Origin of the sequence: Candidatus Paracaedimonas acanthamoebae (genome assembly GCA_017307065.1) — a bacterium.
GTDB classification, from domain to species: domain Bacteria; phylum Pseudomonadota; class Alphaproteobacteria; order Caedimonadales; family Caedimonadaceae; genus Paracaedimonas; species Paracaedimonas acanthamoebae_A.
Window position 1 is genome coordinate 131,739 of record JAFKGL010000010.1, and the last position, 12,191, is coordinate 143,929.

Here is a 12,191-nt window from a genome sequence, read left to right on the forward strand (position 1 = left end):
ATGCTTACCAGGCTCTATTAACAAAGTTTCCTAAGAAAAACCTGTAGCAGAAAGAGATAATATCTCTCTTTAAAGAAAAACTTATGATATAAAAAATTTAATAAGCAAAATTCAGATGAAGATTTTGATTCATCTCTCACTGATTCTTTATCTTCTAATTTTCGCCATTTAACATAGAGCTTTCTTCATCGGAACTCTGATTTACTAATAAAGAAACAGCTTCGTCACTATCTTGAATATCAGGGGGAAAGCAATCTTTCATCCATTGTTTAAAGCGTTGCCATTTCGAGGAAGACATTGTTTGATGCGGCAATGTAAGAAATGCGAGATCATCTTCTACCTCTTCTACCTGCACATTTCTATTGTGATCTGGGAATGTTTTTTGTTCAAGTACTGTCAGCCCTTCTGGGGTGAGATCATTAATTTGTTTCGACATAACTTCAAGTATGCCAATAAGCTTTTCTTGGTAAGAAGAAAGGCTTTTAGACCATATTGTCGCTTGTTTCAGTCGTCGTGAGACAGCGTTGTAGCCTCGTTCTTGAACTGCCATATAAGAAGGAATTTCAAATAAATAAAGAGCTATAAGCCCAATATATTTTATGGCAGGTATGTTATCGTTAGTTCTTGTAAAAATATTTTCGTAAGGTTCTTTTCTGGTATTACGGTAGGATGAAAATTCAGAAAAGGTAAAAACTACTGCAGTTAATGCTAAGAAGGATTTATATAAAAGAATATTTGCCGTAAATTTGAGCACATGTTTTAAAGAGCGAGGGTGACAAACAGAATCTGTTCTAGTTCCATTAGTTTTTTTTATAAAGAATTGTGAAGTAAAAGAAGTCTCAAAACTTTTCAAAGTTTTATAAATATCTCCTTTTTCAGCAAAAGCAATCCATCCCGCGGCAAGGCTTCCTATAACAGTGGCCAATATTATTCTCTGATCTGGTGCCATGAATGCTAAGTATTTTTCTCCAATCTTGAATATTGTTTCCAAATCTTGTGTCAGAACAGTTGAGAGTCCCCAAGCCCCTAAAAATGAGATACCATATGATAAGTAACGGGAGATTTTTGATCCAAGATCTGTGTGAGATGAAATCGGGTATTCTCTAATAAAGTCATATAATTTTTCATAGGCAATAGGGGATACTCCAGATTCAACAAAATCTTTTTCTTGGAAGCTTGGGCCTTCTCTTTTTGAGGTATCAATCTGTGAGTTTAAGCTGGTCGCGGATCCTTGACCACTCTCTTCAGGTGATCCTATGATAGGAATTAAATCTGTGCCATCTATTGTTGAGGAAGAGGTCGCTTCATCTTTTCCTTGCGTTGATATACCCTTTTGTTGTGTATCTAAATCTTGATCACTTTCCTCAGATAATTCCATAGTAGCCCTTAAATCTGTATCATTCCTTGTTGACGGAGGAATAGTGCCAAGTTCTTCAGGTTCTTCATTGAGGATTGAGATAGTTTCATCTTCTGGGAGAAGATTTTTGATTAAGTTGCGTAATGTATTTCGATCTCTTGGGTCTTCCAGGTCCAAATTTTCTACGTATTGACGAAATCCTTCGATCTTTTCCTTTAAAGCGTTTTGTCGTTGAGTTACTTTTCTGTTCAATTTCTGAGCTACCCATTCTAGCATTTCTTTTATTGCACCATGACCTGTCATACATTTATCTGGGAAAGTCATGATAATAAGAAAAGGAAACATAGTTTTGAAAAAAATGGGGAAACGAGGCATCTCAGTTTGATAAAGATTAACAACAGTGATCAGCGAATAAGTCAAGGCCGCGCCAATATTTATTCCTCCAGGAATAAGATAGCCTAAAAATTGAGGCATAGGCCATTTTCGAAAAACTTGTTTTTTAGCTTTTGTCAGCTTTTCTTGGTCATTTTCTGGAGCTGGACCTTTCTCGGAGTCAACGGGTTTTTGTTTTTGGCAGCGGGATTTTAGTTTAGAAACAAGAAGTGTTCCATTGTCTATGAGTCCTTTCCCAAATTTAAAAAATGTATAAATAGTCGGAACTAATCCCGCAAAAATTATCCCATGCGTCGCTGCGGTTGCTTCATAAAAGGGCTTTTCTGTTCCAACACCGACGTGCCCAATTCCTATAGCTGGGAATAAAGTTTTCGCACTGAGAGCTTCGAATGAATTCAAAGCCATAAGGCCAAGAAGTATTGAAAATCCAAACAATATGACGTGTAGAATTGTAGAACAGTTAAGTGAAAAATCACTAAGCGTATGTTTCCTTTTCCATGTTTTTGTTATTTCTTCTTCTATGATGGCTTGCTTTGCAGGAATTTGAATAGTCTGCTCTTCTTCGATCATTGTGCCTTGTGGTGTGGAAACGCTAGGCGATGCTTCATCGATTGTTATATCTTCTGTGATATCAGAGGCATATGCCGTATTCGTAAAGGAAGTTAAAAGATTATTGAGAAAAATACTGTAAATAAGGCAATAACAAACCACCTTTTTGAACTTAGACATCAAACACTCCCCAGGTAAGATTTATTTTATCAGTAAGGTTGTGGAGTGATGTTAAATCACCCCAAGTTGTTATCTCAATTAGGAGCCCAAGGATTGCTATAATCTGGCTCATCCGCATCATCAACAAGGAGAGAAATGGTTTCTTTCTTTGCTGTGTGAGCTCCCTCTATAAATTCTTCAGCAGAGATAGGCTGATTGTTTTTAAGAAAGGCTTTACTTCCGTGTGGTGTCAACGGTGTCGCTGTAAGAGCTAGGATATTGTCCACAGATTCTGCCTTAGGAATTTCAAAGATCATTTGATAGGAATTTTCTTTTTGATCTGAGAAAACGAGCGTTGCATTCGGTGCATTCGTATAAAAAGACTGTCCTTTTTCCCATAAAGTAGAAAATTGCGCTGATGTTAGTTCTTTTGTTTCCCCTTTATTCTTTGGCTTAAAAAGAATAGAAGGATCGAGGATTTCACACACATATTGTTGAGATTGAGCTAGGGCCTTTACGTTAATACCTTGAGCTGTAATGATAAAGTCGCCTATTTGTTTTCCTTCTTGAACATTCGCGTTAGCAAGGTAAAAACTACCCATTGTGACAAAAAAAATAGATAAGTGATAAGCAATTTTTCTGAACATTTTAGAACTCTCCCCTGATTTCTATATGACTGTTATAAATTCCCAATTATTTTTCTTGGTTAATAATTCTTAATTTATTTTTTGTCATAATCAAGGCAAAAAACAGCGAAAGAGAAAAAAGAGGAAAAAATGAGATCCTTAGTGTGGCACTTTATGTTGCTTTGGTTAAGTGGGAATGCCGGTTATGTCGCGGCAAGTCTCTATCCTTCGTCTCTGCAAAACATGAATGAAAAACTAACGTGTGATGCGAATAGTCATTACTTTGCCATCGATATTCCCCATTTTACGATTTATCCTTCGGAAAAAGAGAAGGCTAAAATTGTGCACATCCTGCTTCATGTGAATCATGTGAATTTTCCGGCTTTTTATGATCGTCCTATTCGAAAAATTTTTCAGACCACGATCGAAGACGTTTTAGGGTATCTTTATTGCTCGAATAAACGTGATTTAACCTTGACTTTAATGCTATCCTCTCCTTTAGAGCATAAATCTCTTCCGCTTGCCTTTCGCGTGCAAGAGAGTACCTATCACGCGGATCTGCGAAAAATAGAGTTTATTGCAGAATTGATTGAGTCGCCTGCTCTTGAATTTTTAGAACAGGCTTCACTTCCTTTCCAGGGGGCATCGAGTTCTTTATTGATTGATGGTTAATCATGCTTGTAGGGAGGCATTCTTCCTTGATATGGTGGGAAAAATTTTAAAAGAGGTGGTCTTGTGGTCAATTTTTTAGCTGGGGCGTTTATAACATTATTTGTCATCATTGATCCCTTCGGAGTTATTCCCGTTTTTATTGCACTTACGCGAGGAGATTCAAAAGCACAGCGCGCGAAAATTGCGAGTAAGGCGACAATTATCTCCTTAATTCTATTGCTCCTTTTTGCGTTTGTGGGAGATTATCTTCTTGATTCTTTAGGAATTTCTATCCCTTCTTTCCGTATTGCTGGCGGAATTTTGCTTCTCCTTGCGGCGATTGATATGGTGGTAGCTCGTCATTCGGGGATTAGTTCAACAACCCAAGATGAACAACGAGAAGCCTTGCAGCGTGATGATATTTCTGTGTTTCCATTAGCGATTCCATTAATTGCAGGACCTGGGGCCCTTGTGTCAGCTGTCATCCTGATGCGAGAAGTTGAGGGTGATGTCATGATGCAGCTTGGACTTATCGCTGTTTTAGTGCTGGTTGTTTTAATTATGTATGTTTGTTTATTGTTAGCAGAACCCCTGAGCAAATTATTAGGCGTGACGGGTAGTAACGTTTTGGGGCGCGTTTTTGGGATTATTTTGGCAGCTCTAGCGGTTCAATTTATTATTGATGGGTTGGGGCAAAGTATCGAGCATGTTTTAAAACCTGTGGGCTCTCCTCAATCACTTCAATCCCCTGAGAAATGGCCCCTTTTTGGGAAATAAAATTAAAGATCGAAATATCCCCTTAAAATCTTTTCATACATTTGCGTTAAAGATTCAAGATCGGTAAGAGGGACGCATTCGTCAATTTTATGAGCTGTTTGATTCCGTAAGCCGAGTTCAAGAACAGGACAATATTTATAAATAAAGCGCGCATCAGAGGTGCCACCTGAGGTGTTGGCCTTAACTTTTATCGGTGTAATAGCCTCGATAGCGCGAATAACCATGGGAAGAAAATCGTCGGAGGAACTTACAAAGGCTTCTGCATTCCCTTGGAAATCTAAAGAATGCACTCCTGCATGGTGACGACAGATTTCTTGAATATGGTCTTTAAGAGATGCACTTGTATGAAGCGTATTAAAGCGGATGTTAAAGCGAGCCGTTGCTTCTTGAGGGATCATATTGGTTGCCTCATTATCAACATCAATAGAAGTAATCTCAACATTAGAAGGTTGAAAATGCGGACAGCCTTGATCTAACGGCTTGTCTAGAACATTTGATAATGTTTCGATAAGCCGCGGGAGGGGGTTATCTGCTAAATCAGGGTAAGCCACGTGCCCTTGTGTCCCTTGGATTTTTAGGGATGTATTGAGGCTTCCGCGACTTCCATATTTGATGATATCGCCAACCTGGAGGTCTGAAGTAGGCTCTCCAACAAGGCACACATCCAATTTTTCACTTTTTCCGTCTAACCATTCAAGCATTTTAAGGGTCCCGTTGATGGCTGGGCCCTCTTCATCGCTGGTGAGCAGAAAACTAATCGAACCCTTTAAAGTTGATTTTTCAAGAAAACGGGCAATCGCACTGATAAAAGCACCAATGCCTCCTTTCATATCAACAGTGCCCCGCCCATACAGAATGCCGTTTATAATTTTCCCATCAAAAGGAGGATAAGTCCAGGACGCGAGAGACCCGGTGGGAACGACATCAATATGTCCTGCAAAACAAAAATTTGGGGCTTGGTCACCAAGTCTCGCATAAAGATTGTCCACATCATCGAATTGTTGACGATAACACGTAAAACCCAGAATTTTTAAAGCTGTTTCAATAATTTCTAAAGCCCCGGCATTTAAGGGAGTGATACTCGGGCATTGAATAAGTCGTTGGGTAAGGATAATAGGATCGTGGAGGTTCATTATACGGCCCTCAAAAGGTCATTAATGGCTGTCTTACTGCGCGTTTTCTCATCAACAGTTTTAACAATCACGGCACAACTTAAATGAGGTTGTAGGCCATTGGATGAAGGAACGCGAGGAGGAAGGCTTCCGCTCACAACAACAGAATAGGCGGGAATACGACCATAACTTATGTCACCACTTGTGCGATCTACAATCGGCGTTGAGGCACTGATAGAGACACCCATGCCAAGCACAGCTCCTTGTTCAATAATGACGCCTTCTGCAATTGAACTTCCTGCTCCAATAAAACAATGATCTTCAATAATAACAGGATCTGCTTGTAAAGGCTCAAGAACGCCTCCAATCAGGACATTCGCAGAAATGTGACAATTTTTTCCTATTTGCGCACACGACCCAATTGTCGCCCAACTATCAATCATAGTGCCTGTGTCGATGTAAGCGCCGACATTAACAAAGCTGGGCATGAGAATAACATCTGGCCCTACATAAGCTGAATGACGAACAATTGCCCCCGGAACAGCGCGAAAATTTGCGGCTTTAAAGTCTTTTTCTTGCCATGCGCCATATTTAAGAAGAATTTTGTCGTAAGATCCCCCAATTCCTTCTGGAGATGTTAAATTTGGACGAATCCGGAAAGAGAGTAAGATTGCCTTTTTAAGCCATTGATGGATGTGCCATTGTCCCTTGATTTTTTCGGCAATACGGTTTTCTCCTTTATCGAGAGCCGCAAGAGACAGGTGGATAGCTTCTTGGATTTCTTGAGAGACGGAACTTGGAGACAACACCCCACGTTCTTCCCAAGCTTGGTCAATAATCGTTTGTAGCGCACTCATGCTTTATCCTTATGAAACTTAATTATCTGATTAAGTTTAATATTATATTTGGCAACACTTCCAGCGGATAATTCTAAGACAGCTTTAACCGGTTGTTGAGAACGAATGATTTTTTGAGAGAGAGGTTTTGCCTTCTCATAAATTTGAACAATTTTATCTTGAGAATCAATAAAGATAAGATCCAAAGGAATATAGGTATTTTTCATCCAAAATCTTGCGAAGCGGGGGGGATCATAAAGGAATAACATCCCATGGTTCGGGTGAAGATATTTTCGAAACATAAGGCCGTGGGCTTTTTCTTTTTCTGTCGAGGAAATTTCCACCATAAATTCAATTTCTTGGGTGGTCGTTATGAGAGACACAATTCCAGAATTTTCAGCAAAGAGAGGGCTACAGATAAGAAAATTTAAAAGGCAAAAATAAAGTTTCACGATTGTATTTCAAATAGCAAAGGAGCTTTTGTAATCCAGCCGCCACCAAGGACTTGATCTCCTTTATAAAAGACACAAGCTTGTCCAGGTGAAACACCGTATTCAGGTTCTTTAAAGCGAACCGTTGCGGTATGAGAAGAGGTGAATTCAAGTAATGCAGCAATAGGTTCTTGAGCCGAACGAATTTTAACAAGAACTTCGTGTGCTGTATTTGTTTCATGGATTTCGCCAAGCCAATTAACATTTTTAAGATAAACTTCCGGGCAAGCAAGAGCTTCTTTAGGGCCAACAATCACTTGATGTTTTTCAGGATTTACTTTGACAACATACAAAGGTGTTCCTGCCTCACTGGAGATCCCTAATCCTTTACGTTGTCCTATCGTATAATTAATGATGCCTTGATGATGACCAAGAATATGGCCATCGATGTGCACAATGTTGCCACTTTCAAGAGCCCCTGGGCGCAAGCGTTCAACAACACGAGCATAATCACCATTGGGAACAAAGCAAATATCTTGACTGTCGGGCTTTTCTGCAACTTTTAAGCCAAATCGTTCGGCATGCATGCGGACTTCAGGTTTATGCATGCCTCCTAAAGGAAAGCGTAGAAATGAAAGCTGTTCTTTTGTTGTTGAAAATAAAAAGTAACTTTGATCGCGATTTAGATCGACGGCTCGATGAAGTTCAGGTCCTGGCATCCAGCGGATATAATGACCTGTTGCCAGCACTTCTCCGCCTAAATCTCGCGCCATCGTCAAGAGGTCTTTGAATTTTACTTCTTGATTACATTGAACACAAGGAATAGGAGTCTCGCCTCGTAAATAACTATCCGCGAAATCTTCCATCACGGATTCTTGGAAGCGGCTTTCATAATCAAGCACATAGTGAGGGATGCCAATTTGTTGAGCAACTTGACGGGCATCATAAATGTCTTGACCTGCACAGCATGCTTTTTTGCGATCAACAGCAACCCCATGATCATAAAGTTGCATGGTAAGTCCCACAACATCGTATCCTTGTTCTTTTAAAAGAGCGGCTGTGACGGAGCTATCTACCCCGCCCGACATGGCCACGACAACGCGTGTTTTTGAAGGTTCCGTTGTAAGATAAAGATAATCGGTCATCGTTTTATTCATCCCAAGGATCGCCCCATTCTGCATGACGAGCTTCATGATAGTGGGAGATATTCTTTTTTGAAATCACTTGCCGTCTTAAGCCATTTGGCTCACATAAATCAAGTATAATATGGCCCGAACCTTTTATGGGTTTGCGTACAATGCGCGCTTGTTGACGTTGATATGATTGTTTTGCGGCAATTAAATAACTGAATTTTTCTTCCTCAAAACCTTTCGGGCTTTGTTTGATTTTCTGGTGAAAAGAAGGCCTTTGAACATTTACTTTGAAATGACACCAATCTTTCGCTTCCATCGGACAGGGTGCTTCATGAGAACAAGGCGCTAAAATAAAGGCCCCTTGTTGAATGAGGATTTCACGAGCGGATTTAAGCTTAGAAAAGCCATAGGGGGTGCCAGGATCAATAAGGACTAAAAAGTGTTTTGTTGCCTCCCAGGCTCTTAAAATAAGCAAAGAAGGATCTTCTAATTCATTGAGGACATAGGAGATGGTGACGAGATCCGCCTCGTCAAAAGAGGGTGTCATTTGAAGATTTTGAAGATGCCAGGTTGCAGAGAAATCAGAAGGAGTCAATTGCTTCCCAAGTTGAATAAGAGAGGGATCTTTTTCCAGCAGCGTATTTTTTTGGATGGATGGAAAAAGCGTTTGGACGGCAAAGAAAATCGTACCAGGCCCTGTCCCTAAATCGAGGTGGGAGGTTAACTTTAAAGAGTAAGGTTTAATTTTTTCCAACACCCAAGAGGCGACAGCATAAATGGCTGGAAGGCGCGTAGCTAAATAAGAAAGCCGTTCTTCCTGAGTTTGAAAAGAAGATTGGTGATGAGTTTTGTAGCGTGATGTCACAGCTTGTCGAGCTTGCTGTAATTGAGTGGTTGAGGCTTCTTTAAGAAGCAGGGTTATTTTTTCTTGAAGATAAGAAGGCAAAGACATGAGGGGACAAATTCCTTTGGTGAGACGCTTAAAGGATAACTTAATCTTTTTAGCGGAAAAATAACATTAATTTAGGATAATACTGCACCGAAATAATATCATGAAGCCTCCAAATATACGACATTATTTTATAAATAAGGAGAGTAATTAGGAAAAACAGGGTGAATTTACTTGATTTTTGTATCTTGTTATGATAGTCTATTAAGAGATGGGCAGGGATGACTCTTCTCTTGCATGGATCTTACAAGTCCTTGTAATTCTTTCACTTCATTTCTGAAATCATCTAAAAAAATAAGTAAAACAGGGCTAACAACCTAGATTATTAAATGACAAAGCTTTTTTAATGCTCTTTTTTGAGCGAATACCCTCTCTTTGTTTGATGAAAGAGAAGGAAAAGCCCTCAATGTGTGTGACAGGCACGGTGCAAGTCCGAGAATGACGCAGGTCAGGGGCGCAAAGGCTCGTTGGAGAGGTCCCATAGGTTCTAAAAAAGGAGGAAGGTTGAGTGGTGAAAGCACTCTTTGAAAAGAGAGATAGGGAGCAATCTCTCGTTTGTCATCCTCGGAGTAACTCTGAATAGAATTAAAATTATGCAGACAGAGGCCCGGAAAGAGAAGAATCCTTGGGCTTTATCGAGATGAAGGGAAGAAAAGGGAAGGAAATGGAACAGAATCAAATATTAAAAAGTGACGAGCTTAAAGTCTTTCTCCCTCTCGGTCATCCTTGGCCTTGTGCCGCGGATCTCAGGCAACCTGACAGTGGTGAGTAGGTGCCAGAAGGACGTCATCGCTGTCTGACGAATATAAAAATTAAGAGAGAGAAACAGTAAGTCTTTTTATGGAATCTTTGAATTTTTACTTCTGTTGCTCCTTTAGAAATAAAGTAAAATTCTTCTAAAAAGTGAGCAGCTTGAATGAGTGAATAGCTAATTATAAAAATAGAGGGAGGCAGAAAATGATAAGAAAAGTATCTATCCAAAAAGATCAAATTGAAATGATAAATAAGCCAATAAAGAAGAAAAATAATGAAGAGGAACGAGTTTCAATAGGTGGGATTAGAAATTTCCATCATCAAAGATTAAGCCACAGAATTGATAGATTTCAAAAATGGGGGACGAGACATAAAAGAAATAATCTTCTGATAAATATAGGAATTCTTGGGAAAACAGAGGTATTGGTCGGCATTTTTCTGTGGGAGAAGCAAGAGACGAAAGTAAACTTAAACACAAGGGATTTATTAGAAAGAGAAGAGAGAAAAATTAAAAAATTATCCAGAAGGCCCACTTGTTCTATGCTTCCTAAAGAATCTCAAAAAAGAAAGAAAAAGGCATCTCTAAAACTTGTGCGTCAAGAAGGGGTATAACCCTTAAAATTGGCGGCATGTTAGGATGAAAATCTAGGAATAAATAAAAAGAAATTTATTCCTAGATATCATCTTTAAAACCTAAGACATAAGTTCATCCCTATAATAATCAATAAACTCATTTCACTTTTTTTGAGATAGAGCAGGAATAAGAGCTTGGAAATGGGCACCCTCATGATAAATGCAAGCGACCTTTTTTGCTCCTTTCGGAATAAATTTATGAGTTAACTGGAGGTGGGGAGAATAAATATTTATGTTTCGTTTCTTTAACTCAGCAATGGCAGCGTCGTTCATGACGCGTATAACAGGGACCCAAAGATCTTTTAATATCTGTTCGGCATTAGTTGCCGTTAGCTTATCAATATCACTTTCTTGAAGTCCTTTTAATTTCTCCAAAGCTGCAGGGTTCAACGGATCCTTAGAACCATTCTTTTTAAGTTCTTTTAATTTCTGAATAAACGCATTTTTATAGAAGTCATCAACATTTATTTGAAGCATTTTCAATGCCTCATCAAAATCAATGTAGTCCTGCCTATAAATCCTCAGTTCAATTTCGTTCAAGAGAGCAATTGCGTCGATTGAACAAGAGTTTCCATCAAGATTATCTCCTTCCTGACCTTGAACATCAGGAACAGCAACCATCATGTTGCCTTTACCTATATAATCCTTAAGAAAGGTTAAGAAAGCGTCTTCAGTTTCGGCTCTTTCTCTTAAAGAGGCAACCACTTCATTTTCTAGAAGATCGACATTTTTGAGTTCATCAGAAAGGAGTTTGGGGTCTCTTTTTTCTGGGGCTGGAGATTGAGCTTCAAGTGCTTTATTACGTTTTTCACGAAGCTCATCAATAGTTTTCATTTCTTCTTGGAAAAGCTTAAAGTTAATAACTGTTTTTAAGCTTTCAGGAAGTTCAGAAGAATTTGCACGAGCTGCATTTATAATTTCATTAGCAATCATTTTAAGAATGTAAACATTCTTAGAATTCTGTTTTAATAATTCAATTTGTTTCGTGAAATCAAGACCCATAGAGTTAAAGAAGCACCGCATACGGTCTCCAGACACATCTTGCCGTTTAAAGTCTTTCCCCTCGATTATGTACTCACCTTGTGGTTGTCCAGACTTATTGATGGGAGAGGTGTGGACGGAAAGAGAGTCACTATTGCCATGTAAGGCAAGAGGTAAATGTTTCGGTTCTTCGAGAACTAAAACAGTGGGAATTGGAGATATTTGTTTCGGGGGGGGACTATTTTTAACAATTGTTTGACTTGGGGAGGGGGATTTAATAGTAACTTCAAACAACTTGTAACTTATAATATTAAACTCAGATACGCCTGGGTTTGATAGATGATTCATAAAAACAAGGCGAACTTCTTTAGTAGAGCAGTCAGATGGAAGCCTTAATTTTCCGGTGATAGTGCCGATTTTTTCGTAACTCTCAGAGACTAGAGTAGTTTTCTTGTCTTTTGAGCAAAAAGCGATGCGAAGGCCTCCTTTCGTAAGCACTACCTCAAAAGTAGCTTCAAGAGATGATTTTTTTACAGGAATAGTAGATTGGGTCTCAGCCTGAGGATCAGAGGTGCAAGAGCTTGTGATGACTCGAACTCCTGACTTTTCATTTTTTAGGGTTGTACCTTTAGTACAACGGGTTAGAGCATGATGAGGCATAGGCTTTAGTTCTTCTTCAAGGGGGACACTAGCCTGGGCAAAGGAAGCGCAAATATATAAACTTGCAACAATCCAGTAAAAATTTTTCTTCATAATGCTCCTTCAATAAAGATTTAATGTAGCAAGTTTAAGATATTTTATAAAGATCTTATGACTTTTTGTCAATAAATTTATTCATATTCTATCATACC

11 protein-coding genes are annotated in these 12,191 nt (G+C 39.0%); 3 read left to right on the forward strand and 8 right to left on the reverse strand.

Annotated elements, in window-relative coordinates; translation table 11 throughout:
* Window positions 1-154: 154 nt before the first annotated feature.
* Both J0H12_00760 and J0H12_00765 read right to left on the reverse strand, forming a co-directional pair.
* Window positions 155-2,479, reverse strand: a complete 2,325-nt coding sequence (locus J0H12_00760) for a hypothetical protein (protein ID MBN9412444.1) — start codon at window positions 2,477-2,479, stop codon at window positions 155-157.
* Between the two features lie 74 nt (window positions 2,480-2,553).
* The gene (locus J0H12_00765) at window positions 2,554-3,105 is read right to left on the reverse strand and encodes a hypothetical protein (protein ID MBN9412445.1); all 552 of its coding nucleotides are present in this window, start codon (window positions 3,103-3,105) and stop codon (window positions 2,554-2,556) included.
* Window positions 3,106-3,234: 129 nt separating this feature from the next.
* On the opposite strand from J0H12_00765, the gene J0H12_00770 reads away from it, so the two are divergent.
* Together J0H12_00770 and J0H12_00775 are read left to right on the forward strand one after the other, a co-directional pair.
* Window positions 3,235-3,756 carry a hypothetical protein gene (locus tag J0H12_00770; protein MBN9412446.1) on the forward strand — a complete coding sequence of 174 codons (522 nt, stop codon included), beginning with the start codon at window positions 3,235-3,237 and terminating at the stop codon, window positions 3,754-3,756.
* Between the two features lie 63 nt (window positions 3,757-3,819).
* Window positions 3,820-4,512, forward strand: coding sequence for a MarC family protein (locus J0H12_00775; GenBank protein MBN9412447.1), 693 nt, complete (start codon window positions 3,820-3,822; stop codon window positions 4,510-4,512).
* Between the two features lie 2 nt (window positions 4,513-4,514).
* On the opposite strand, the gene dapE is transcribed toward J0H12_00775, so the two are convergent.
* From dapE to J0H12_00800, 5 genes are read right to left on the reverse strand one after another with little or no spacing between them, the layout of a single operon-like run.
* Complete coding sequence (gene dapE, locus J0H12_00780) at window positions 4,515-5,645, reverse strand: succinyl-diaminopimelate desuccinylase (protein ID MBN9412448.1); 1,131 nt, start codon at window positions 5,643-5,645, stop codon at window positions 4,515-4,517.
* Window positions 5,645-6,481 (reverse strand): 2,3,4,5-tetrahydropyridine-2,6-dicarboxylate N-succinyltransferase, encoded by an 837-nt coding sequence (dapD, locus tag J0H12_00785; GenBank protein ID MBN9412449.1) that lies wholly within the window; start codon window positions 6,479-6,481, stop codon window positions 5,645-5,647. Before dapD ends, dapE begins: the two co-directional genes overlap by 1 nt.
* Window positions 6,478-6,912, reverse strand: a complete 435-nt coding sequence (locus J0H12_00790; GenBank protein ID MBN9412450.1) for a DUF192 domain-containing protein — start codon at window positions 6,910-6,912, stop codon at window positions 6,478-6,480. The genes dapD and J0H12_00790 overlap by 4 nt, the downstream gene beginning before the upstream one ends.
* A complete protein-coding gene (mnmA, locus tag J0H12_00795; GenBank protein ID MBN9412451.1) occupies window positions 6,909-8,036 on the reverse strand; it encodes a tRNA 2-thiouridine(34) synthase MnmA in 1,128 nt (375 codons plus the stop codon). Before mnmA ends, J0H12_00790 begins: the two co-directional genes overlap by 4 nt.
* Before the next feature lie 4 nt (window positions 8,037-8,040).
* Window positions 8,041-8,976 carry a hypothetical protein gene (locus J0H12_00800; protein MBN9412452.1) on the reverse strand — a complete coding sequence of 312 codons (936 nt, stop codon included), beginning with the start codon at window positions 8,974-8,976 and terminating at the stop codon, window positions 8,041-8,043.
* Window positions 8,977-9,930: 954 nt separating this feature from the next.
* Between J0H12_00800 and J0H12_00805 the strand changes: the two genes are divergently transcribed.
* Window positions 9,931-10,338, forward strand: coding sequence for a hypothetical protein (locus tag J0H12_00805; protein MBN9412453.1), 408 nt, complete (start codon window positions 9,931-9,933; stop codon window positions 10,336-10,338).
* Between the two features lie 123 nt (window positions 10,339-10,461).
* On the opposite strand, the gene J0H12_00810 is transcribed toward J0H12_00805, so the two are convergent.
* The gene (locus J0H12_00810) at window positions 10,462-12,093 is read right to left on the reverse strand and encodes a hypothetical protein (GenBank protein MBN9412454.1); all 1,632 of its coding nucleotides are present in this window, start codon (window positions 12,091-12,093) and stop codon (window positions 10,462-10,464) included.
* Window positions 12,094-12,191 lie beyond the last annotated feature (98 nt).

What these genes read in the sequence shown, in the direction of transcription:
- J0H12_00760 (MBN9412444.1), bottom strand. Translation starts at nt 2,479, where the DNA reads ATGTCTAAGTTCAAAAAGGTGGTTTGTTATTGCCTTATTTACAGTATT.
- J0H12_00765 (MBN9412445.1), bottom strand. Translation starts at nt 3,105, where the DNA reads ATGTTCAGAAAAATTGCTTATCACTTATCTATTTTTTTTGTCACAATG.
- J0H12_00770 (MBN9412446.1), top strand. Translation starts at nt 3,235, where the DNA reads ATGAGATCCTTAGTGTGGCACTTTATGTTGCTTTGGTTAAGTGGGAAT.
- dapE (MBN9412448.1), bottom strand. Translation starts at nt 5,645, where the DNA reads ATGAACCTCCACGATCCTATTATCCTTACCCAACGACTTATTCAATGC.
- dapD (MBN9412449.1), bottom strand. Translation starts at nt 6,481, where the DNA reads ATGAGTGCGCTACAAACGATTATTGACCAAGCTTGGGAAGAACGTGGG.
- mnmA (MBN9412451.1), bottom strand. Translation starts at nt 8,036, where the DNA reads ATGACCGATTATCTTTATCTTACAACGGAACCTTCAAAAACACGCGTT.
- J0H12_00800 (MBN9412452.1), bottom strand. Translation starts at nt 8,976, where the DNA reads ATGTCTTTGCCTTCTTATCTTCAAGAAAAAATAACCCTGCTTCTTAAA.
- J0H12_00805 (MBN9412453.1), top strand. Translation starts at nt 9,931, where the DNA reads ATGATAAGAAAAGTATCTATCCAAAAAGATCAAATTGAAATGATAAAT.
- J0H12_00810 (MBN9412454.1), bottom strand. Translation starts at nt 12,093, where the DNA reads ATGAAGAAAAATTTTTACTGGATTGTTGCAAGTTTATATATTTGCGCT.